This is a genomic window from Vibrio sp. 2134-1 (assembly GCF_033339495.1).
The window spans coordinates 74,016-97,934 of the sequence record NZ_JAWOUS010000008.1 but is presented as its reverse complement, the minus strand read 5'-3'; the positions used below and the strand labels follow the sequence as shown (position 1 = coordinate 97,934).

Sequence of the window (23,919 nt, the reverse complement as noted above, 5' to 3'; positions counted from 1 at the left end):
CGCTGTTAAACAAGCAATCATGTGAGGATCTGTTTGATGTCGGTACTGATATCGCTGATCAACTGACGGGCACTGTCGTCTCTTTGCTGAACCAAGATGATAAACAGCAAATCGGTGATCACGTTTTGCGCGGTACGCGAAGCAATGGATGAGCTGCGATGTTCCGTTTCATTGGCAATCGTATCAAACGTAACATCGGCAATACCGCGCAAGCGACTTCTTCCAGGCGCAGATAACGCAATCACCTTCGCGCCCTGCTCTTTTGCCGCTTCTGCCGCGACGAGAATTTCTTTGCGCTCACCCGAAAACGAGATTGCGATCTGAACATCTTCTGGAGAGAGCGTGCGGGCAACAGCTATCTGCACGTGGCTGTCTTGTTCAGAAAGCGCCGTAATACCAAGTTTAAGCAGTTTAAAGCTTAAATCCTTCGCGGTCAGTGCAGAGCCCCCAATCCCGACCACTTGCACTCGACGCGCTTCACTCAACCATTTCACCGCTTGGTGACACGCTTCGTAAGACAGCGTATTGGTGGTTTGAAACATAGCGTCGGTTTTCGCTTTCACCAGTTTCTGTGAAATAACCGCAATGGGGTCGTCAGCCAAAATATCACTGTGCAGCGGTGTCGACTGCATCGCATGCTTACGGCCAATCTCTTCATTCAGAGCTAACTTAAACTCGCTGTAACCTTTAAAGCCAATACGCTGAGTAAATTTCACAATGCTCGATTGACTCACTTTTACTTGCGCCGCAAGTTCTTGGCTGGTGAGCAGCGCCGCCTTTTCTGCGTTTTCAACAATCCAATCGCCAACCAAACGACCACTTTGCGAAAGCTGAGTACGCCTCGCGACTATCCTATTGATAACTGACACAACAAAAACCTCAAAAATTTTAAATAAATTATTCCAAAACAGAAATAATAGGCGTTTGATTTAACCCCCTGATTATTCTAACCAAGACAGTTAATCCCGGATGTAATAGACGTATATTTTCTCTCATTATTCCAAATTTCTCCTGCATAAAGAATAACCTCAAGTGTGATTTTTATCACCAAACCTGAATATTTTATTCCATAAAATCGCCCTCAGATTGAACATTACGAAGAGTGCAAAACATGAAAATTGATTTAAGCAGATTGGTGACAGAAAGCCGTAACCCAGCCAGTGCCGAGATCGATACGCTTTCGACCATCGAGATGCTGCAAGTCATTAATGAAGAGGATCAAAAAGTCCCGCTCGCGGTAAAAGCGGTGCTACCACAAATTGCAGAGACAGTTGACGCAATTACCCAAGCTTTTGCAAATGGTGGCCGTTTAATTTACATGGGAGCTGGTACGTCAGGTCGCTTAGGCATTCTTGATGCAAGCGAGTGTCCTCCTACCTACGGCACGCATCCAGATATGGTGATTGGCTTAATTGCTGGTGGGCATCAAGCGATTTTAAAAGCGGTAGAAAACGCAGAAGACAACGCGAAAATGGGTCAAGACGACTTAAAAGCACTTCACCTCTCCAAGAATGACGTGGTTGTAGGCATCGCTGCAAGTGGCCGTACACCTTATGTGCTAGGTGGTTTGGAGTACGCTAAATCCATCGGAGCCACGACCGCATCTATCGCCTGTAATCCAGAATGTGCCATGGCAGAAGCGGCCGACATCGCGATTCTGCCGATAGTTGGCGCAGAGGTTGTCACTGGATCTTCTCGCATGAAAGCCGGCACCGCACAAAAACTGGTGCTAAACATGCTCACGACAGGCGCAATGATTCGTAGCGGTAAGGTATTTGGCAACTTAATGGTGGATGTAGAAGCCACTAACGCCAAGCTCATCCAACGCCAAACCAACATTGTTGTGGAAGCAACCGGCGCATCAAAAGAAGAAGCAGAGCGAGCATTAAATGCCTGCGGTCGCCACTGCAAAACCGCCATCTTAATGATTTTGGCCGATTTGGATGCCGAACAAGCCAAATCACGCCTCGCCGCGCACAACGGCTTTATTCGCGCAGCACTAAATAATAACTAAATAATCCGAGTTCTGAAGGATAGACCCTATGGCAAAAATAACTTCAAACACAGTATCGCAGTTGCTGTCCGCAGTAGGTGGCAGTAGCAACGTAAGCAAATGTGGTAACTGTATGACGCGTTTGCGTTTATCGCTCGCCAACAATGGCTTGGCTGATCAATCAGTTATCAAGCAAATTCCCGGCGTAATGGGTGTCGTGGAAAGCGATGAGCAGTTTCAGATCATTCTCGGTCCCGGAAAAGCTCAACAAGCAGCTGAGATGATGAATCAATTGATCGACAGCTTAACCTCTGGTGATAGTGAAGAACCAGATAAGCCGCAACAAGATCTTTCTGCCGTCGCGGCCGAGCAGAAAAAACAGATGAAGAGCAAACAAACCAGTGCGGTTCAGCGTTTTTTAAGCAAGTTTGCCACCATCTTTACGCCGTTGATCCCTGGTTTTATTGCCGCTGGTTTGTTGCTAGGTTTTGCGACGTTATTGGAACAAATGTTTGTTCTCGACCAGACACCAAGCCAGTTTATGTTGGATCTGATCGCCTACATGAAAGTCTTTGGTAAGGGTCTGTTTGCTTTCCTAAGTATTCTGATTGGTTACAACGCGCAGCAAGCATTTGGCGGCTCTGGTGTTAATGGTGCCATTCTCGCCTCTTTGTTTGTGCTGGGTTACAACCCAGAGGCGACATCCGGCATTTACTCTGGCATGAACGAGTTTTTCGGCTTTGCGATTGATCCGCGCGGCAACATTATCGGCGTACTTTTAGCAGCGATCATCGGTGCACAAGTCGAGCGTAAGGTTCGTCAATACATGCCAGATGATCTGGACATGATCTTAACGTCCGTTATCACTCTATTGATCATGGGTGCGGTAACCTTCTTGATCATCATGCCGATCGGCGGCGAGCTGTTTAAAGGGATGTCTTGGTTGTTCCTCAACTTGAACGATAACCCATTAGGCGCTGCAATCTTGGCAGGTTTGTTCTTACTTTCTGTGGTATTTGGCATCCACCAGGGTTTTGTTCCAGTGTACTTCGCATTGATGGAAGCACAGGGCTTTAACTCGCTATTCCCTATCCTGGCGATGGCAGGTGGCGGTCAGGTTGGCGCGTCAATGGCGCTGTATTTCAAAGCCAAAAAAGACGCTCTACTGCGCACCCAAGTTAAAGGCGCTATTATTCCGGGTCTTCTAGGCATTGGCGAACCATTGATTTACGGCGTGACATTACCACGCGTAAAACCATTCGTTACCGCTTGTATTGGTGGTGCTGCGGGCGGCTTCTTTATCGGTTTAGTTTCTTACCTTGGCTTACCAGTTGGTCTTAATACGGTGTTTGGCCCGTCCGGTATCGTGGCGATTCCTCTCATGACATCTGAAAATGGCATCTTCCCAGGCATGATGGTGTTTGTTGCCGGCCTGCTTATCTCTTACATCGTCGGCTTCCTCGCGACTTACTTCTTTGGCTGCAAAGACGTCGATTTAAGCTAAATCATTCTTCCCCTATAGGAATGGACTAGCTCGCGCCCTTGGCAAACAAGGGCGCACCCTCTCTCTACTTCACGACAATTTTTCTTATTCCGTTACTCGGAAGGGGCTTTGTCGTATCTAAAACAATAGAAATGAAAGGTCGTTAATCATGAAAAAGCACATTTTGACTCTACTTCTCCCTACATTGATGGCATCAAACGCAATGGCAGCGCAGCTGTATCAAGCAGAAGATGGGTCAGTTTTAAATATTTACTCTCGTCTTGGTTTCAATGTCACCAGTAAAAATGACGAGCACGGCGATGCAAATGGCGAGTTTGATGGCCGTATTGGTTTAAACGGTTCACAAACCATCAACGAGTACGCGTCGATCATCGGCCAAGCGCAATACCAAGTGGGTGCAGCTGAATACGCAAACCAAGTAAACGACAAACCGTCTCTGACCGCACGTTATGTATGGGCGGGTATTGATGCGAAAGATTATGGTCGCATTACTGGTGGTCGCGTGGCATCTGGATTGATTATGTTTACCGACATTGGTGATGTGTTCGCCTCTTCCGATGTTTCTATGGCGCGCCAAGCGAATAAAGTCGACAAAACCGCGACGCAAGTTTTCCGTCAAGATGGCACGCTGCAATATCAAAACAGCCTAGGTAATTTCGACTTTTCTGTCGCGTACATTTTAGGAAACAACACTTCTGAGCTCGACTACGGTTACAACGCTGCACTGCGTTATACGCTAGACATGGGGAATTTGGGTACCTTGGCGCCAGTGGTGGCGATGCAGAAAAATAAAGGTGATGAACGTGAAAGCAACGACACCGATTACACATTCTGGGGCGCAGGTACGCGTTACTACCTAGGTGATTTGATGTTGGGTGCGTTGTACTCGGAAGATGAACTTGAGGGCTATTACTCACAAACTAGTACCGACAAAGTGATGGAACTGACGGCGGTTTACAGTGTAAATGACAAATGGGCACTGCGTGCTGGTTATCGTTCTTTAGAAAACAGTGATGGTGACGAGCTAGAGCTGAAAGATACAACGCTAGAAGTGCAATACAAACTGACGCATCGTTCTTCTATCTACACAAACTACGTTGATCGTAACGGTTCGCGTGGCTACAGCAATGGACAAGAAGTCTCGTTTGGCGGTGCGCACGCAGACGAAAGCTACTACCACTTAGGTCTGCGTTACGAGCTGTAAGCACGATACTTAATGTAAGTTAGCTGAATCCATGAGCTTCTTCTGTGTCCGGTCAGTAGTTATTGCCTTTAATGCTGATTTGAAGAAGCTCACCCTCGTAATATGTTTTCTTCGTTACCTGTTTTGACCAACACGCCTGCATCAGGAAAACTGGTGACAGTAGCTAACAATTTTCCATCGACAAAGTGCAATGCCGCATAATCGTGAATACCATAACAAGTGATGCTCGGTAGAGAACGAGCAAAGGCTTGGAAAACCTCAAACTTCTCACCGACATGGGAAAAATGCGCCGCAGCCAAACCGTCAATTAATCCAAGACAACGCATAACTTGGTATGCTTCGGGATCACTGTCTGTCACCGCAAACTCAAACCAACAAATTGCACCAGCGCTCATGCCACAAATGATGATGCCTTGTTCATAACACTGCTTGAGTATTCTATCGATTCCCCATTCGCGCCAAATGGCCAACATCGAACGCGTATTACCGCCACCGACGTAAATGATGTCTTGTTCAAATAGCGTTTCTTTCCAACCAGCATCAAACTTAAACAACGGAAAATGGGTTACGTTTTCACTAAGCTTCGCATTGTAAAAACGTTCAATCACTTCATCGGCGTCTCCCGTGGCTGTCGGTAGAAAACAAATGTTTGGATTCTCCTTACCAGACAAAGACAAAATGTATTGATCGAGCGGGCTCGGATTCTCTCCCATCATCCAGCCACCACCACCAATCGCAATACAGTGTTTTCGCATTCCTTTGTTTCCTCAATTGTTGCTAAGTTTGTTGTCGCTATTCGCCGACAGAATATATGTTCCTAAAGTGATCAATGAACGCCCGCGTTCTTCTTGGTAAGTGCTCACGTTTTGGGTAAAGCAGATAAAGCGGCAAAATCGCATCCGTCTGCCATTCTGGTAGTAAGATCACGAGTTGTTCTTTTTGTGCAGATTCGAGTTTAGCCAGTGCAAATTCATCTAACATGGCTACACCACAGCCAGCCAAAGTAGCATCCAAGATGGACTGGACAAGATTAAAACTCAGCGTACTTTCTAACTCAATGCTGCACTGCTGTTGAGTTTGCTTATGCGTAAACGTCCACTTGTCTAACACCAAGTCACGACTTTTATAAAGGATGTGCTCTAAGTCACCAAGCTCCTCTGGCGTACTTACATTTGGTTTATCCGCTAAATACGAGCGATGAGCGATCGGTTTACAGTGTAAAGTGCGTAGCTGATGGCCGACGTATCCCTCTGGGGGAGTATCGGTAAAGTAGAATGCGATATCAAACCCAGCCTCAATCAAGTCGAGAGGTGTCTCTGTGAAGATCACTTCAACACTCACTTGTGGATGTTGCAATCGAAACTCGATCAATGTTTGGCTGAGTAACGCAGCTCCGAAAGAAGCGGACGCCGCTATTCTCAATTTTCCCGATACGATCTCGTTTGCCATGACTTGCTCATTGATCTGCTCAGCGCCTTCGAGCAGTTGCTTTACCTGCTGATAAAACCGCAAACCATCGTAGGTCAAATTAAACTGGCGCGTAGTTCGCTGAATAAGCTGCACCGACAATATGTCTTCAAGCTGTTTAAGTTGCCGACTTACATGCGCATTCGAACAATTCAGGCGCTTTGCTGCGCCAGCAATACTTCGCTCCTCGCACAAAGCGACGTAAAGTGGTACGTAGCTGAGCCATTTTATTTCCATACAGTAATTCTGAATCTCTAAAATCAAACTACTGGAAATAATAGAAAGCCTCTAAACTCTGTACAACCTAAATTTGAAAGGATGAGTTATGAGTGTTTTCGACACGTGGTTAAAAGGTCAAGTCATTAAAGATCACATCACTAATCCCAATATCATCGTTGGCGATTACAGCTATTACTCGGGCTTCTATCATCAAAAAAGCTTCGAAGAGCAAGCGGTACGCTACTTGTTGGGTGACCCCGTCACACTTCAAGAATGGCAAAGTAGAGAACCCGATAGCATCGACAAATTAATCATTGGCAAGTTTTGTTCCATCGCTTCTGGAGCCACCTTCATGATGGCAGGAAACCAAGGTCATCGCATTGACTGGATTTCAACCTTCCCCTTCTCTCCTGAAGAATTTGGAGAAGGCGTACAAGACGGTTTCGAGCGTGCCGGAGACACAGTGGTGGGAAATGATGTTTGGATTGGCAGTGAGGCGATGATCATGCCCGGAGTAAACATCGGCGATGGAGCCGTCATCGGAGCACGCACCGTAGTGACGAAAGACGTGCAACCTTATTCGGTGGTGGTTGGAAACAACCAAGTCGTACGTCAACGATTCAGCGATAAAGAGATTGAAACTCTACTCAATATCCAATGGTGGAACTGGCCAATAGAACACATTAAACAAGCAATGAAAGTAATGTGTAGCAGCCAAGTCGGTGCGCTTGCGGATTACTATCAAGAGCACATTGTCGATTTGTAGATAAACAAAAGCCCACACATCTTGTTGCGACGTGTGGGCTCAGTGAGTAAGAAAGCTTAAACCGCAGCGACGTCCTCTTCTTCCAAGTTCGCCGAGACTTTAATTTCGTATTGATTGAAACGGAACGAACAACCGCCATGAGTGCGCTTTGTCGTTACTTGTTCGTCGCCAAACTGCACCGTCACGCGAGTGAAGACACGCTCTTTGGCTTCGACAATATTTTCTTCTAACGCGACTTCAAAGTCATGTTCCGTTTGTTCTAGCTTTTGCTTTATCGCTTCAAGCTGCTCGTTGTTTTGTGTTTTCATCACATCAATCTGAGCTTGTTCTTCGTCGGTACGTTCGGCTTTAGGACGTTTCTTAAATTCGAGCTCTTTGCGAATCACATCCATCGTGCCTTCTTGAGCGCGTTTGTATTGATCTTTTAGCTCTGCTAATCGCTCCTTAAATGCAGAATAGCGCGCGAACGCTTCTACCTTAGTGGCGGTGTCGCCTTCTACGCCCAATTGCAAGCACACCACTTTGTCACCGACTTTTGCATCTCCGCCGCTGAGCGTGCCGTTCCTACCGTTCGCATCCAGCACCGTCAGATTGCGCCCACAAACAATATCGTTATTCATGCTGTGCACCGCCAATTCAATATCTTCTCCGGCTTGCAAATCACAATATTGGGCGTAGCTTGCGCGAATCGAACCTTTGGCTTTGACGTGACAACTCTTTGGCTGGCCATCACTCACGGTGTGGCCAATGATCCCTTTACCAACTTGAATGTCGTCTTGCGCTTGTACGTCAGCCGATTCAATGAAGCCGCCTACAGTAATAGAGCCCGTCGCTTTAACAATCATGCCGGATTCAATGTTGCCACCGATAATCACATTCCCTTTAAATTTCACGTGACCTGTATTCACGCCAACGCTATTGAGGCAAAGTGCGTTATCAACTTCGATGGTTTTATCTTTAATCAGAGGCGTACCGGATACCGATGCGATCAATAGGTTTGGGTCGTGCTTGCATATCTCGGTGCCCTTGCCTGGCTTCATTGGGCTGTCTTTTCCAGCTTGTGGAGGAATCACTCGCCCTTGAACAGTAAAACCAGGCGTACCTTTGGTCGCAGGCGTGTGGCGCATCACCTCATCGCCTACGTCAACCGCGATAGTTTCACCGAGGTTACGTAAATCAATTTTGTCGCTAGCAGATTGGCCGTCTTTGGGTTTGAGGATGCGTTTGGTGATGTCTTTAACGAGAGGAGTAAAAAGAGCGTCTTTGCCTTTGATAGGTTGCTTACCAACCGCTACAGGTTGAGAAAAAGTTTCGCCGGGTTTGAGCTGAGTGCTGACAACCAACACTTTCTTCAAAGCCAGTTTGTTGATGCCTTTCGAAACTCGCGCTTGAGCAAGGGCTTGAACAATCTCGGGGCCACGTAAACCTCGGCCTCCGTACGCGCCGACAACGTTCATACTGGCGAGCATGTCATTATTCGATAATTCAACCTCAACTTGCGCGTTGCGTTTTTCCGCAATGACGATGCCTTCGTAGGCCTCGGCTTTACGTTCTTTGGCGCAGTTAATGAATCTCACGACTTCCCCCTCAACAACAAACATCTTTTCAGCGTTCATTGCGACGAGCTGCTCGTTTAATTCATTTTGATTTAGCTCACCACCGAGGTCCACTTCTCCCGGAAGACGGGCTATCACCTTGGTCTTATCTTCAGATAACTCAAGACACAGCTTCCACATACCCTTACCACTTTGCTTCCCATCAACACTTTCAGTCTACCCAAATCCGTTTTCTGAACAAACCTCGCATTTCTTATTATAGGGCTCACGTCACTAAAGAAAGTAATCCATCAATAACGGTTAAACAGATATTAAGAGAGCATTTCGATTTAACCTAAAGCTCAATCAAAATACACGCCGAAATAAAAAGGAGCTGGATTTACAGTGTAAAATCAGCTCCTAATAATTTCATTTACAGTGTAAATTTCCCTTTAGTGTTTACAGTGTAAATCGTTCCAAATGTGTCTTACTTCGTCCCTTAACTGCTGCTCAACTTGCCTTCTTCCAGGTAAACCAAATTGCTGAGCACATTCAGTCCAACTACGGTTAAGAAAAAGCTTACTGATCATCAAGTCGGAAGCAGAGTTCAAACCTAAGTTAAGTAACCACTGCTGAAGCCAAGCAGACACGGACTCATAACTGTTACCACCATCAGCATAGCATTCAATTAGTAATAACTTAGCGGGATGAAGTGGACTCATTCCCAAAGGTTGCGGTAATAGAGCTCGAAAAATAGAGGCTTCTAATTTTGGATAGACGTCAGCCACATTGTTAGACAACATTTCTTCAAATAGCGCCTGAGATTCATCGACCCAAGCCGTCTGTTGGGAATCACAAGGTTTGACCATCAAGACTGAATAACAACCGCTAGCAGCATCGCGCATTGACCCTAAACGAATTGCACGGAAGTTCGATTGTAGCCAGAAATGGACCAACTCTTCCGTCGCACCGAAACTCGTGGATAAGTAAGCAATGTGTTTAGCCGCCATTTGATCAAGTTGCTGCAGCATTTTTTGACCGATGCCTCTTCCTTGCAATTCCGGATGAACAGCAATTCTCATGACTCGCAGCGTCGATAGATTCGCGACATTCGGAAATCCTAGGTGGTTTGCAATCGTAATTGGGGCTAAGTGTCCTTTAGGACGACGCTTACCAAGCTGAATTTCTTCAACCAATTCAGCGTCAAGCCCCCCCTCTTCGACCGCTAATATTACCCCCACAACCGCATTATCTTGCTTAGCAAAATAGAGCTGACTGTTGTCGTCTTGCAAAAGGTGAATCAAATCATTCGGCGAGGTCTGATAATGAGCATTAACCAAAAGAGCGAAGCACTCGCGCAGCAAACTAGGCTGCGATATCAAATCGTCCTTATCGGCTTTAGAAAGGGAAATTGAGTCGACCTGGTTAAGTTGATGGTGCGTTAACTCCGCATCCAACAAAAACGCGTCATAGAGCCATGATTCGAGCGCATCATTCATGCTCCAGCGGATGGGCTGTGTCATGTGCCACGTTTTCATTCCCGAACGCTGTTTCTGAAGCCAATCAACAAATTTAATCGTAAAGCCCCGGCCACAACCTTCATAACCGTGAATAGTCGTAGAAAAAACGAGTCGATGATAATGTTCGGTAATGCTTTTGAGCATAGGAACTGGAATTGCAGCCGCTTCATCGACAAGTAACAAATCACATTCAGGTCGACTCAATAATAGTTCATCTGGAGCAATAAATTGAATGGCTCCCTGCCCTGATTCTAATCTGTCCTTCTTAATACGCTGTGCGCTAGGGAGTAAACGTAAAGCATGTTGGTAAACAGGCTCAACGGCTTTTATAGATGGTGCCGTAATTAAGATTCTAAGCGGCTTCTGCTGTAATAAGCTCGCACACGCAATTCCGAGGGCACTTGTTTTTCCACGTCCACGATCAGCGGTCAAAATTAATGGTCGCTTTCGATGTCCAGTTACCACCTTTTCAATTAGAGAAATGGCATGTTCTTGTTCCGTGTAGTGACTTTCTTTTTCTGCTTGCTTGATGTCTGGAGCCGTTGGCAATGGTTTGTCTTGCTCAATAACAACGAGCTTCTCCCATTGTTTGTGCATCCATTGCTGAGCAAAATTCGCATTTTGTCGCAGCTCAGTAATGACAATAAGAAAACCGCCGCCAACCAATGAGCCAAGCGCGGCGGTAAAACTATTGGCGTCAAAGCCATTTCGAGCATCAAACAATAGAACGTCACACTCTCTGCCTAGCAACATGTGCCCTTGTTTAGACGAAACACTGGATACGTTTTTCAAACCAAAATCACCAACAGAAAACCAACGTTGATGGCGCTGCGTTTTATGGAACTCTGACATCAACGCATTTTGCCAAGAAGCCTCGCCTTGAATGACAACACCAATCCTTTGGAAAGATTGGTGAGCTTGATGTTGAAGTGATGAAAGGAAATCAGATTGTGTCTGCATTTTGTCTATCCAACGTTGAACTGACGCAATGGTATCACATCTTTAATTTGACGCTTCTCAGATATAAAAAAACCGCCCGGAGGCGGTTGATTCAATCATCATTTGTTATTGCAGTTTGGTTTGTACAAACGCAAGAATCTCTTCCATTAAGCTGTCGTCAACTTTCTTCAAGTTCAACGCCAGGCTGCTACCTTTTCGGCTATAGCTTGCTCGACCTTTAACTAAGTCGACTTTTTCCGTCTTCTTACCAGGTTTTGCTGGTGCAAGTTCAGTAATCCAATTTTCGATGCTTTCCGTGACTTCTTTTGTCAGACGAGCAACGCCTTGAGCTGTGCTTCGCTGCCATAAAAATCCTTCGCTAGAGCGACATTTATCTAACAGCTCTTGCTGCTGCTCTGGCGTTAGCGTTGAAAACTGTTTGTGCAGTTTCACGATTGTTGGGCGACCGAGATCGCCAACATTCGGATACGCTTGAAGCAGTTCTAACGGTAATGCTGCGGCTTTTAAAGCGCCACTTACCAACGCTTCACTGCACTGGAACATTTTTGCCAATGCTTTCTGATCCTCAGCTTCACCACTATCAAGCTTAGCCTGCATCTCTTTACCTTTTTCGTATAAAGAGAGCGGTTTGTGAGCATTTGCCACATCAGACAAAAACTTAGCATGGTCAGTATTGATGTTGTCAGCAACATAAACCAAAAAATCTTGTTCAGCGAGGATACAAGACATGCGACGACGGCTACCATCTAAAACTTCGATCTTGCCATCTTCAGTTCTACGACCCACAGCTGGATATTGTTGGCCACGCTCTTTGAGTGTGACTAAAACATCAGATAAAGCATGTTCGTTTAAGAACGATTGCTCACGAGCGTTATCAACAAATACTGTTGTTTCTGTCGCAACTTTATTTGCAGGAATACGCACAAGTTCAAACTGAACAATATTTTCACCTGCAACTGCTAGTTCAATCGTTTGAGCTTTCTCTTTTGCCGCAGTTTGCGCCTCTTGCGGAGTCACAACACGACGCTTATTCGTTTTGCCAAATAATTTCGCGTTTAATTCAGACGTTTTCAAAGCCATTTACTTATTACCCCTGATTCAATGACGGCCAATTAGAGTGCAGCACACGCTCTAATTCCAGTGCGCTTTTATGAACAGCGTCTTGCGCGGTAGCTAGTGTCTTCTTACCGCCTTCAAAATCGCTTACTGTCAGATCAAATACTGTGCTGTAGGTATCGGCACAGGTTTCAAACGCACGGCTACGAGGAATAGTAGCCATCATAACTTGGTCACCTAGAAGATAGTTCATTTCAGTTAAAACAGAAACTTGCTTCTTATTGTCGTCCTCAAACATGGTTGGCATCAAGCGAACAAACTCAAGACCATTCCAGTCCTCCGGGAACATTTCATATACCGTAGGCAAATGCTGGAAGAAGTTTACTGTTGAAGCCCAGTCCAGACGCTTAGCCGCACAAGGAATTAGCAAGGCATTTGATGCATACATCGCATTCCATACTAATGGGTCAACGTGTGGACCGGTATCAATCATAATGATATCGAAGTCATCAGCAATTTTATCAATCAGTTGCTCTTTCAGCAGACGGACGATATCGAGTGATGGGTCTTCAGATAGCGTTTGCCATGCTTCCGCATTAAACATCGCGTCTTCTGGAAACGCTGAAATCGACTTTAAGTTCGGATATTGCGTTGGCAGCAATACGTTTTTACGTAAAAATTCACTGTCAATTTCCACACCATCAGGCACGTTACCCAACATAATGTCTACCGCAGAATAGATATTATCATGCTCTGCCATGCTGATTTGCGGGTTGAGGAATAAACGTAGCGAGCCTTGTGGGTCTAAGTCGATTAAACAAATACGGTATCGTTTATCCAAATTTAGCGCTAAACATGCCGCTAAATGAACCGCGGTCATTGATTTACCTGTACCGCCCTTTTGGTTCTGCACATTAATAATCCAAGGTTTGTTACCTGAATTCTTTTTACGCTCATGAAATTTAGGCACTTCAGCCGCATCCATGAGCATGTGTGCTTCTTCTAACGTAATTGAATAATGATTCGCGTTGTTTTTAGTAAATTGATGCCCAGCGGCTTCCATTTTACCAATCGCGTCGTCGAGCTTACGGCGAGTTAGACCAGAACGGGTTTCCATCATCGCTTTCGACATTGGTGGGAAGTAGTTATCGCTTCGCTCTTCTAAAACAATTTCAATACGGTCAGCTTGAACCTGCTGAGTCAGCTCCGCTAACTCAAGAAGGTTTTCAATCGTTTTTTCTCTTTTCATGCCAAATTCCGTTGGAAGGATTTATAATTGCAATTGTACAGCAGTAAAGACCAAAAACAACAAAAAGGTGCACGAACATTTTGAATTACCATCACATAAAAAAACACCCAAATCGACGCTTTTATGATTTATGGTCAAAAAGATAACTATTTTTAATCAAATAATCTTCTCATAAGTGGACACCTAAACTTAAAAATAAAAAGTGTTACAGCGTCACTCATTTACAATGTAAATCAATTTTCTACCGGAACGATTATAATATTAAGCTAAATTACGGGTTATGTTAGACCAATCTAATTTAAACAATAAATAGTAAGTAATATCGGAACAATAAAGACCTGAACACCTTGATCATGTCTCCGAGCAAAATAGGGCAGTTCCAGCGAAACATCTATGGAAGTATGATCAAGGTATGCTTATGATCATGCTTCCGTGTTAATAAGCAAATCCGAAAGCATGATCATGGAAAAATAGAGCAGAGTACGGTGTAAACACGCAAATAAAATAAGATCCATTAATCGGAAATATGATCAAGCCTTAGAATCTCTCGGAAGCATGAGTTTTCTTCTCTGATTTACGGTTGAGTGCAGACAGAATGGGGGATTGAGCAGAAATTGACGGTATAGAAGCCGGAACAATGAAATTGCTCAAGTTGCTATGATAAATCACGCTCTCATGATCATGCTTCCTGTAAATAAGCAGAGACTAGGATTTACTTCTAAATATGAGCGACTTGAATGTATTTTAATCAGATGAGTGATATCTCATCAATATGGACGCCAGAACGATAGATATATTGTCTCTTGATCATAGATCCGAGTATAAATAACATCACCAATGCACAATATAATCATCGTGAAGATCATTATTAAATACTGCATCTGTGGATAACCTGTAAAAACATCATGATCATCGTTTCAAGACTCTTTTGATCATCTTTTCATAACCTTAATGATCATGCTTACGAATAAATATGATCATGCTTTCAGGTTATTGTTGATCATACTTTCAGACTTCTTATGATCATAGTTCCGAAATACATGAAAATAATAGTCTTATAGAACAAAAACTTAGAGAGAAATCTCAAGCCAGATCATTAGATCATATAATCAATTAAGATCAGATTAATCAAAAAGATCAGTTATTTAAAAAACAATCTTTTTTCTTTATTTATGATCTGTTTTTCTTTATTCTTCGGAACCATAGCACAACTACGGCTAGTGTGATCTGGATCTAAAATGACGGCTGATGAAAAAATTCTGATTAAAGCACCGAGAAGCCACAAAGATGGCCATCTTTTTGAGGTACATGAATCCTCTGCGGATTGGGTAGAGCAGTACCAACATTTCAAAGGGGTGACCAAAAGCATCTTAGAGTTGCTTAATCTGATCTCATTACGAGGCTTCAGCAGCAAGGATGGTTTGGTTTCAACCACAGAGATTGTGGAAGCAACAGATGGGCAACTCACACGTGCAGCCCTGCAACAACGTTTGCGCGCGGCAGTAAATATTGGTTTATTTACTCAAACACCGGTGCGTTTTGAAGAGGGACTTGCTGGTAAAACGATGCTACATAAATTTGTGAATCCCAATCAGCTTATATCTGTGTTGGGAGCAACAAGTCTTGTTACCGACAAAGTTCGTCAGAACGAAAAACAAAAACGTTCGAAAGCATTGGCTCAGACTCAAGTAAACAAACGTTTGTTGAATGAGCACGGGTTAAACACACCTCCCACGATGAAAGATGAAGCCGATCAATTTGTTGTATCTCCAACAAATTGGGCTGGGATCATTGACCAAGCACTTGCGCCACCAAGAACTCGAAAAAGTTATCAGAAATCCATGGTGTCGATCTCTGGCACAAAAGCCGTTATCGAGACGCGATCATCCAAAAATATCATGACTGTGGATGATCTCATGACCCTGTTCGCTCTCTTCACGTTAACGGTTCAGTATCATGATCATCACAAAGATCAGTATCAGCTTGATGCTGCTCACGTACCAAACAAAACGCCGCTATACATCACTGATATTTTGTCGCTCAGAGGCAAAAAAGACAGTGGCCCAGCTCGTGATTCCATTCGCGATAGCATTGATCGCATTGAATTCACTGATTTTCAGCTCCATGAACTTACTGGACGTTGGCTAAGTGAAAACATGCCAGAGGGCTTCAAAAGTGATCGTTTTCGTTTTCTTGCACGAACCATCACAGCCTCTGAAGAGGCACCTGTGGAGGGAAGCGATGGTGAAATTCGTATCAAGCCAAACTTATATATTTTAGTTTGGGAACCTTCGTTTTATGAAGAGCTGTTAACACGCGATTATTTCTTCTTGTTTCCGCCAGAGATCTTGAAACAACATACGTTGGTGTTTCAACTGTACTCTTTCTTCCGTAGTCGCATGGTTCGTCGTCACACGGATTGCATGCTACTGAGTGAGTTAAATCAGAAGCTTGCACGTAACATTGAATGGCGTCGGTTCTCCATGGATCTGATCCGTGAGCTGAAACGCTTGTCAGACGGCAAAGGGACAGACGATCTTTTTGTGGTGAACTTATGGGGCTATCACTTAACGATCGAAACTATGATCGAGAATGATAAAGTGATGGATTACCAGATCGACATCAAATGTGACGTCGAAGAGGTGCTGCGTTACTCACGTGCTCGTACAACCAACGCAGGCAAGCGCAACATGGCGCCTACGCTGCCAAACCCGCTTCGTAATGAGATGGTAACCCGACAGCAGCTTGAGGAGCTCTCAGGCATCATAGACGGCGAATTTGAGCCCATTCAACGCAAAGCACCGTCTCCAAGAGGAAATTTAGGGCGACGCGTGAAGCAAAGAAAACATTTGGTAGAGATCAATGCTGATGAGATCACCATTACTCTATCTAAATATACCTCACCAGAGGCTCTAGAACGCAGTATAACGGCTTTGTCTGCGATGACAGGGCACTCCTATGCCTCAATCAAAGAAGAGTGCTCAGATTACATAGAGAAGCTCGATTGGCTAAGGGTAGGGGATGAGCCGATTCCTTATGAGACATTAAGTAAAACCGTCGAGCTGTTTAACACCCAGAACGATGTTAAGCATCTTACCATCGAGCGCTTGATTGCGGGGTTAGCGGTGCGTCGGAAAGTTTGTCGTCAAATCTTCGATGGTCACATGGATGAAATGGTATTTCGTGCCTTGGATGAAATGGCGATTTAAAAGTGTCGCTTGATGTGTATCAAGCTATAGGTGTGATGTATCGGTTTGAAATGTAACAATGTCTTTCGATGATAAAAAACAGACTTAACTCTTACAAACCACTGACATTAGAAGCCAAGCCTAATACTACTATTTATCCCGAATAGACAACCTTTTGTCCTTTCTGATGATTAATAGATTGGCTCATATTGTTACATTCATTCTGAATAGACTTCGCGAGTTTCTCCTCAGGAAACTCGCTTTTTTTTGCCTAAAATTCCGCTAATTAAGCCTTGATCATTTTTCCGGACTAATGAGGTAAACCTTGATCATGCTTCTTGGATTCATTCCAGTGTAATGAACGCATCAACGCAACATGTGATTCGATTAAGCTATGGGCTTGTTCCTGCCACTTGTTTTGATCACACTGCTGATTACAAAACTCTAACGCCACAACGGTGAGATGCTGAAGTCGTCTCAAACACCAATCTTTGATCAGAATATCAGTCGAGACTTGGCATGCTGCTTGTTCAAGCTTTGCACTCGTATAAAGCAAGGTTTGATATGCTTTCTGAGGGTCTTGGTAGCTTGCATGTTGAAACACGCGTAAACATCCATCCAACCAGCAAGCAATCGCTTTACTTTGAAGATCACTCAATTCGGGTCCAAACACGTCATCAGGCACCTGATATAAGATCGTTTCCAATTTTTCTACTTGATCATGTTTCCGCTGTTCGTACCACATGGCGATTTGATCTTGCCAAGTACTCAAATCCATTACGCTGCCTCAGTCCATTGTTTTACATAGTGATTTGGCCCTATTTGATCAAATTCGTCGACAATTATGCTGCTACGTTGACGAATTTCATCGGCATCTATCGAATAGTTTGGCTCATTTTTCACTAAGTTACCAAAAGGTAAGTCAGGAGCAGGAACGGCAGAAATCAACAGCTTAGTATAAGGATGCTGCGGATTCTTAAGTATTGAATGAGTGTCGCCCCATTCAACGATTTGCCCTTTGTACATTACTGCGGTTTCTTCCGCGATGTAGTGCGCAGTCGCCAGATCATGTGTGATGTATAAAAAACCAATTCCCAGTTCTTGCTTCATTCGTTGCATTAAATTCAACACTCCCAAGCGAATAGAAACATCCAGCATAGACGTAGGCTCATCCGCAAGAATGATTTGCGAACCTACCGCTAAAGCCCTTGCTAAGTTTACTCGCTGACGTTGCCCACCACTGAGTTCGTGAGGGAACCTATTCAATGTCTCTTCAGGTAGTTCCACCAGCTTTAGAAGCTCTTCCAAGCGGGCTGGGATGTCGCGCTCGTTTTTGACTTGTTTATGAATTTTTAAAGGACGTGTTAGGTGATGGCGAATGGTATGAGTTGGATTGAGAGAGCCAAACGGATCTTGAAACACCATTTGTACTTTACTGCGATATTCTTGTAGAGCAGATCGTGACGTGATCTCATTTATGTCAGTGCCATTGAAAAGGATCTCGCCTTCCGTTGCAGGATAGACTTTGGTTATTAAACGAGCGCAAGTACTCTTACCGCAGCCTGACTCTCCAACCAAAGCCAAGGTTTTTCCTGCGTACAGATCAAAAGTCACTCCTTGAAGCGCACGAAAGGTTTCCTCTTTCGCTAAACCACCGCCCACTTTGAATTCTTTAATCACATTTTTCATTTGGATGATAGGCTGGCTCATGGTTACGCTCCTTGTAACTCTGGTTGTTTGTGGACGTCATGGATGTTTGGGAAAGAAGCCCATAGCTTTTGCGTGTAGGGGTGTTGAGGATGATTGCGTATATCGTATGCTCGATTGACTTCGACGATTTCTCCGTGACGCATGATTGCAATTCGATCACATAGTTGGCTCATGAGTGCCAGGTCATGAGTGATAAAGAGGACCGAAAAACCGAACTCACCTCTAAGCTGATAAATTTGCTGTAAAATTTCTCTCTGTACCACTACATCTAATGCTGTTGTGGGTTCATCCATAATGATCAGTTTTGGATTTAGAGACAAAGCAATGGCTATCACCAAGCGCTGACGCATTCCTCCTGAAAATTGATGAGGATATTCTGCTAAGCGTTCTCGAGGAATATTGACCAAGTCCAACAACTTTTCTGCTCTATCTTTTGCTTGAGCGTTAGTGAGGCCTTGATGGTGTCGTAACACATCTGCAAATTGCTCTTGTATCGTTAAGACAGGGTTGAGTGAGTTCATCGCGCTCTGGAACACCATGGCGATTTCACTCCACCTTAGAGCGGTCAGTTCAGAGTCTGAGATACTAAGGATATCTTTGCCATCAAACCATATTTTACCGCCAGAAATGAACGCTGGCGGCTTATGAAGACGATTTATTGAGAATGCGATTGTGCTTTTACCACATCCAGATTCACCGGCAAGACCAAATACTTCGCCTTTGCCGATATCAAAGCTGACGGACTTTACCGCATTAAAATCACCATTATCAGTGATGTAATCGACGCACAAATCTCGGATCTGGATGACCGGGTCATTGTGGTATGCATGACTTAAGTTAATACCATCCATATAAACACCTTATCAATCTAAAAGATAATTATTATCATTATCAGGTGTGGCGGTTTTTAGAAAGTATCAAGCCATGAATCAGTGAAGTGACTCGAAAGTTAGGTGAAACAGGAAGTGGTGTAATGCGTCGTTGATAAAACTAAAGAAGAGCAGAATTGAGAGCTAGATCAGCACACTTTTCGTAGGGGGAATTACTCAAATTTAATCGTAAATTTGTCCCTTGGCAAAACTTAAATGATGAATCTATTAAGGAGTTAACGAAAGGGCGGGAGGGGTCACATTTCCCTACAGTTTTTCTTACCACCTTGTTCCGGTTTTGCTATAGATTACGCATCGAAAACATGGTGTGTTCGGAGGAAATATGTCCATTAATTCTATCGACCATGACGAGATGACCAACATCGCTCACAAATGGGAATTACCTGATGAGGAAACCGTTGTGAAGCCAGAGAAAACAGTGAAATCAGCAGAAGCCAGAAGACGCATTGAAGCGTTACGTGAGATCCGTGAAAGTGGGTTGACCATTGAAGAAGCAAGGGAGCTTGGCTTGATACACTGATCGCCTCAGGTTGGTTTAGCAACCCATAGGGTAGTCGACGGACTGCCCTTTTTATTTTTTCACTCTATTACTCTCTTATTCAAAACCTCCATTTATCTGTCTTGCGCCTCAAAAGCACGAGTTTCACACTCACGTCCCGTCCCGAAGAAGTTTGACAATCTGACCTTGTGTTACTAGATATATCAGTAGCGATATGCTTTTTGTTGATTATCGCAACCACAAAGCAAGGAGCGCAAGTATGGTTGATCAAATCCTTTTTTATGAGCCCGATGAGCCCCACGGTTTTCTCTCAAATTTTTGCCATGCCCCAGTCAATATCTCCTCCCAAACTTGGCCCACCAGCGAACATTATTACCAAGCCCAAAAGTTTCTCGATGCTCAGTTGCAAAGTAAAATTCAGCACGCAAGCACCCCTGATGAAGCGTTTGCTTTAAGCCGTAAATACGAACACTTTGTCAGAAGCGATTGGGACGATATAAAGTTGGCTGTTATGGCTTTCATCGTTAGGGAAAAGTTTCTACAAAATCCACCATTAGCGCAGCAATTAATGAGAACGGGTAACGCTTGCCTAACAGAGCATTCTCATAAAGATGCCTTTTGGGGAGACGGGGGAGATGGTAAAGGAGAAAATCATCTAGGAGAGATTCTGATGAATGTGCGGGCAGAGCTGAGACATGTTGAGCCTTACAATCTCGTGAAGTTTATCGATAAAGCCAAATTGCCCACCCAGTGGGGCACATTTATGATGTACGGCTTTATTGAAGCCGCGACAAATAAAGAGCATCTTGCTCTGGTCTATGGCGAGCCAACAAAAAGTGCAGCACCACTTATTCGGTTGCATTCGGAGTGTCTTACCGGAGATGCTCTATTTAGCACGCGTTGTGACTGTGGTTTTCAGCTTAATAGAGCGCTACAAAACATCGTCAAAGAGGGATGTGGCGTGCTGCTTTATTTACGTCAAGAAGGGCGTGGAATCGGCTTGATTAATAAAATTCGTGCCTATCACTTACAAGATGATGGCGCAGATACCGTGGAAGCAAATGAACGTTTAGGTTTTGCCGCTGATATGCGTGATTACGCGTTCTGTAAAGGAATGCTAGAGCATTTGGGGATTGACGCTGTGCGTCTAATGACGAATAACCCACGCAAGCTCGCCGCCTTAAAAGCGGTTGATATTAACGTCATTGAACGAGTGCCATTACAAGAAGGGAATAACCCAAGTAATCAACATTACCTGCAAACCAAGGCGAGTAAATTGGGGCACATGTTTGATCCTAAGTTTGTTAACCACACTAAGTAAGTGCTACAGATTTCCCAGAAACAAAAACGCCAACGTATCATCGTTGGCGTTTTTGTTAATGAGTTGATTCATTGATACTTTTGAATGATTTCATCAATTTCCCCTGAGGTTTTTAATTCAACGAGTCGTGTATTGATGTAATTTTGAGTTTCTGGTTGCATTTGAGGTGAAAAAGCCAGGTAGATTGAGTAGTCAGGAATAACCGAGCTGAAAGGCTGTATCTGAAAATTCTCTAACGGCAAATTGAGTCGCTTTAAGTTGTAAAGGACTCGGGATTCCATCTCGACAAAAGCTGTATCTCCAGGGGTTCGGCTTATCACTCGGTAAGCGGCGTTGTAGTCTTTCACACGCATTTCATTGACACTGCCATTTTCAAAGAACGGTGTTAAATTTGGATAATCAAACCCCAGCAGTAATACAATAGAACGACCATGCATCGTATCCATATTTTTGAATTCTAAAGGCTTCTCGCTACTCGACACCAGTACATGTTTTACAGTGTAAATGGGCTCCTCAGATAAATTTTCCGATTGCACCTTGCCCCAGTTCGGGCTGCCATAAGTTAACCAGTTTGGCTCAGCGCCTTCTTCCAATATGGAAATCATACGTTTAAATGGATAAGTATGATAATTCACTTGGTAATCCGACTCCGCGAAGATAGCGCTGACGATATCGGTCACAATTCCGGAGTGCATTTGTCCCTGTTGTTCAATTTGAAATGGTCGAGCTTGTTCAGCAATGACGTAATAGTTCACTTGATTTGCGGTCACATGAGAACTTACAACAATTAAGCTAAAAGCCAATCTAAGTAGAAGTCTTTTCATCGTATCCTCGATTATTATTTGTGCGTAGCTATATTTAGAGTAGCGCAAGTTTATCGGAGCGGTTTCATATGGATGAAAAAGAGCGATCTCAACGTCGTTTTAGTATCGGCAACCAACTTATGTTGGCGGTATTAACGTTGAGTTTAATCTTTACGGTCATCATTTCTACAGTGAGCTTATATCGAGTTTTTCACGAAGATTTAGCCCATTTAGATGTTGAATTAAAGCAGGTTGAGTCTAGCTATTTATCGAGCTTTTCTGCGAGTTTGTGGGTAGAGGATAGGGAGCTGTTGCTGACACAAGCTCAAGGTGCAATGCGTATGCCCTCGGTGGACTACTTACGTATTGCTAGTGAAGACGAAGTTATCATTGAATTAGGTTCGGCGCTTTCTGAGGATGTTGTCGAGAGAAGCTGGCCGATGCAGTATCGGGTCGGCGATAAAACGTATGATCTCGCGATATTAACGGTTCAATCGGATCTTAGCGCGATATATGAAGATCTTTGGCAGCAGTTCTTTTTTCTACTTACGACAGAAGCGATCAAAATTCTTGTCCTCATCATTGGTGTTCTTTGGGTGGCGTTTCGCTTGTTGGTCAATCCGTTACAATTGCTGTCTGGTGCGGTGAGCGATTTTCGTGGCGGTACAGTGCCGAGTAAAGTGACTCTCCCTAAACGATGGTGCTTTGATGAAGTGAGTGTTTTGGCAGAGAAATACAACCGAAGTGTTGAGAAAGTGAAAGAGCACCAGACTGAGTTAGAGGCTGAACGCGATAGGGCAGAAGTCGCTAATCGTAAAAAAAGTGAGTTTCTCGCCACTATGAGTCATGAGATCCGCACACCGATGAATGGCATTATTGGTGTGTCGTCGTTGCTCAATGACACCGACCTCGATCCCCAGCAAAAAGAGTTTGTAGAGATCATTGACAGTTCTTCTCACTCACTAATGACGATCATCGACGACATTTTGGACTTCTCTAAAGTTGAAGCTGGCAAAGTAGAGCTGGAATACACGAGCTATGATCTTCGCGAGCTACTTGACGATGTCATCAGTTTACATAGTGTGAAAGCCAAGCAGAAAAACTTACAGCTGCTCAGCGATATTGATCCTCACTTGCCAACGGAAGTGCAAGGTGATGCCATACGATTGAAACAAGTTCTGAACAATTTGTTGAGCAACGCGATTAAATTTACCGAGCGCGGCCATGTGAAGCTTCTTGTAGCGTTATCTCGACTTGATGGAGAGACCGCTCATATCCGGTTTCGAGTTGTGGATTCTGGTATTGGTATTGCGAAAGAGCACCAACAAGCAATCTTCGAACGCTTCCAACAAGCTGATGGTAGTACCACCAGAAAGTATGGTGGGACAGGGCTTGGTTTGGCGATAGCTGCACAGTTGGTTAACTTGATGGGAGGGGAAATACAACTAACAAGTGAGCTTGGGCTGGGAAGCTGTTTTGAATTTTCGATTCCTGTTGCTGTAATAAATGCGCACTCGACCTATACCGACCAACTTAATGTATTAGATTTCCGGAAAGCGGAAGACAACGAAATCAGCTCTCAAGATAATGATAAACCTTGGGTATTGGTTGTTGAAGATACCATCGTCAATCAGAAGGTAGTTCGCATCATGTTAGAAAAACTGGGTGTGCGAGTGAGTGTCGCCAACCATGGCGAAGAAGCATTGCAGCTGTGTGATCAGCAGCCTTTCGATTTGATTTTTATGGACTGCCAAATGCCTGTGATGGATGGGTTTATTGCTACGGAGCGAATTCGAAAAATGGGAGAGTGGGGGAAACACGTTCCAATTATTGCGCTAAGTGCCAATGTCATTAAAGAGGATCAGCAACATTGCTTCGATGTCGGGATGAACGAGTTCGTGGCTAAACCCGTTACCAAGACTCGATTACAACAAATATTCGAACAGCATTTACCAAAAGCACTGAAAATCAGCGCTGTGCCTAAGTAGTTAACTTGAAATCGATCAAGTTAAGTGCGTTTCTATTCTGTAATTGT

The 23,919-nt window shown here is 44.2% G+C and carries 19 protein-coding genes; 8 read left to right on the top strand and 11 right to left on the bottom strand.

What is annotated here, in order from left to right; all coding sequences use genetic code 11:
* Window positions 1-17: 17 nt before the first annotated feature.
* Window positions 18-869, bottom strand: coding sequence for an SIS domain-containing protein (locus tag R7R78_RS11460; RefSeq protein WP_042522278.1), 852 nt, complete (start codon window positions 867-869; stop codon window positions 18-20).
* 242 nt (window positions 870-1,111) lie between these two features.
* On the opposite strand from R7R78_RS11460, the gene murQ reads away from it, so the two are divergent.
* From murQ to R7R78_RS11445, 3 genes are all read left to right on the top strand, one after another.
* On the top strand, window positions 1,112-2,014 hold the full coding sequence (murQ, locus tag R7R78_RS11455) for an N-acetylmuramic acid 6-phosphate etherase (RefSeq protein WP_225473587.1): 903 nt from the start codon (window positions 1,112-1,114) through the stop codon (window positions 2,012-2,014).
* A gap of 28 nt (window positions 2,015-2,042) precedes the next feature.
* Window positions 2,043-3,497, top strand: coding sequence for a PTS N-acetylmuramic acid transporter subunit IIBC (murP, locus tag R7R78_RS11450; protein WP_225473586.1), 1,455 nt, complete (start codon window positions 2,043-2,045; stop codon window positions 3,495-3,497).
* A 148-nt stretch (window positions 3,498-3,645) separates the two neighbouring features.
* A complete protein-coding gene (locus tag R7R78_RS11445; protein ID WP_225473585.1) occupies window positions 3,646-4,701 on the top strand; it encodes a porin in 1,056 nt (351 codons plus the stop codon).
* Window positions 4,702-4,790: 89 nt separating this feature from the next.
* Here the strand turns inward: R7R78_RS11445 and R7R78_RS11440 are convergent, their stop codons facing one another.
* Window positions 4,791-5,456 (bottom strand): peptidase E, encoded by a 666-nt coding sequence (locus R7R78_RS11440; protein WP_025525474.1) that lies wholly within the window; start codon window positions 5,454-5,456, stop codon window positions 4,791-4,793.
* 37 nt (window positions 5,457-5,493) lie between these two features.
* On the bottom strand, window positions 5,494-6,405 hold the full coding sequence (locus R7R78_RS11435) for a LysR family transcriptional regulator (RefSeq protein ID WP_225473583.1): 912 nt from the start codon (window positions 6,403-6,405) through the stop codon (window positions 5,494-5,496).
* An 88-nt stretch (window positions 6,406-6,493) separates the two neighbouring features.
* Here R7R78_RS11435 and catC point away from each other — a divergent pair, with 88 nt between their 5' ends.
* On the top strand, window positions 6,494-7,153 hold the full coding sequence (catC, locus tag R7R78_RS11430) for a type C chloramphenicol O-acetyltransferase (RefSeq protein ID WP_025516497.1): 660 nt from the start codon (window positions 6,494-6,496) through the stop codon (window positions 7,151-7,153).
* A 56-nt stretch (window positions 7,154-7,209) separates the two neighbouring features.
* Here catC and R7R78_RS11425 read toward each other — a convergent pair whose 3' ends face one another.
* The 4 genes from R7R78_RS11425 to R7R78_RS11410 all read right to left on the bottom strand — a co-directional run bounded on the left by R7R78_RS11425 (window position 7,210) and on the right by R7R78_RS11410 (window position 13,473).
* The gene (locus R7R78_RS11425) at window positions 7,210-8,889 is read right to left on the bottom strand and encodes a DUF342 domain-containing protein (RefSeq protein WP_225473582.1); all 1,680 of its coding nucleotides are present in this window, start codon (window positions 8,887-8,889) and stop codon (window positions 7,210-7,212) included.
* A 251-nt stretch (window positions 8,890-9,140) separates the two neighbouring features.
* Entirely contained in the window at window positions 9,141-11,168 is a 2,028-nt protein-coding gene (locus tag R7R78_RS11420) for a tRNA(Met) cytidine acetyltransferase TmcA (RefSeq protein WP_206949182.1), read from the bottom strand.
* Window positions 11,169-11,273: 105 nt separating this feature from the next.
* Window positions 11,274-12,248, bottom strand: a complete 975-nt coding sequence (locus R7R78_RS11415; protein WP_005374504.1) for a ParB/RepB/Spo0J family partition protein — start codon at window positions 12,246-12,248, stop codon at window positions 11,274-11,276.
* A gap of 7 nt (window positions 12,249-12,255) precedes the next feature.
* A complete protein-coding gene (locus R7R78_RS11410) occupies window positions 12,256-13,473 on the bottom strand; it encodes an AAA family ATPase (protein ID WP_005374503.1) in 1,218 nt (405 codons plus the stop codon).
* Between the two features lie 1,238 nt (window positions 13,474-14,711).
* Between R7R78_RS11410 and R7R78_RS11405 the strand changes: the two genes are divergently transcribed.
* Window positions 14,712-16,682 (top strand): replication initiator protein RctB domain-containing protein, encoded by a 1,971-nt coding sequence (locus R7R78_RS11405; RefSeq protein WP_005374502.1) that lies wholly within the window; start codon window positions 14,712-14,714, stop codon window positions 16,680-16,682.
* A gap of 289 nt (window positions 16,683-16,971) precedes the next feature.
* Here R7R78_RS11405 and R7R78_RS11400 read toward each other — a convergent pair whose 3' ends face one another.
* From R7R78_RS11400 to R7R78_RS11390, 3 genes are read right to left on the bottom strand one after another with little or no spacing between them, the layout of a single operon-like run.
* Window positions 16,972-17,439 carry a transcriptional regulator gene (locus tag R7R78_RS11400; protein WP_151515222.1) on the bottom strand — a complete coding sequence of 156 codons (468 nt, stop codon included), beginning with the start codon at window positions 17,437-17,439 and terminating at the stop codon, window positions 16,972-16,974.
* On the bottom strand, window positions 17,439-18,371 hold the full coding sequence (locus R7R78_RS11395) for an ATP-binding cassette domain-containing protein (protein ID WP_225473581.1): 933 nt from the start codon (window positions 18,369-18,371) through the stop codon (window positions 17,439-17,441). Before R7R78_RS11395 ends, R7R78_RS11400 begins: the two co-directional genes overlap by 1 nt.
* 2 nt (window positions 18,372-18,373) lie before the next feature.
* Window positions 18,374-19,222, bottom strand: coding sequence for an ABC transporter ATP-binding protein (locus tag R7R78_RS11390; protein ID WP_225473580.1), 849 nt, complete (start codon window positions 19,220-19,222; stop codon window positions 18,374-18,376).
* Between the two features lie 361 nt (window positions 19,223-19,583).
* Here R7R78_RS11390 and R7R78_RS11385 point away from each other — a divergent pair, with 361 nt between their 5' ends.
* Window positions 19,584-19,781 carry a PA3496 family putative envelope integrity protein gene (locus R7R78_RS11385; protein ID WP_005374493.1) on the top strand — a complete coding sequence of 66 codons (198 nt, stop codon included), beginning with the start codon at window positions 19,584-19,586 and terminating at the stop codon, window positions 19,779-19,781.
* 238 nt (window positions 19,782-20,019) lie between these two features.
* Window positions 20,020-21,081, top strand: a complete 1,062-nt coding sequence (ribA, locus tag R7R78_RS11380) for a GTP cyclohydrolase II (protein WP_017635221.1) — start codon at window positions 20,020-20,022, stop codon at window positions 21,079-21,081.
* Window positions 21,082-21,149: 68 nt separating this feature from the next.
* Here ribA and R7R78_RS11375 read toward each other — a convergent pair whose 3' ends face one another.
* Window positions 21,150-21,905 carry a substrate-binding periplasmic protein gene (locus R7R78_RS11375; RefSeq protein ID WP_005383196.1) on the bottom strand — a complete coding sequence of 252 codons (756 nt, stop codon included), beginning with the start codon at window positions 21,903-21,905 and terminating at the stop codon, window positions 21,150-21,152.
* Window positions 21,906-21,973: 68 nt separating this feature from the next.
* On the opposite strand from R7R78_RS11375, the gene R7R78_RS11370 reads away from it, so the two are divergent.
* Window positions 21,974-23,872 (top strand): ATP-binding protein, encoded by a 1,899-nt coding sequence (locus R7R78_RS11370; protein WP_225473579.1) that lies wholly within the window; start codon window positions 21,974-21,976, stop codon window positions 23,870-23,872.
* Window positions 23,873-23,919 lie beyond the last annotated feature (47 nt).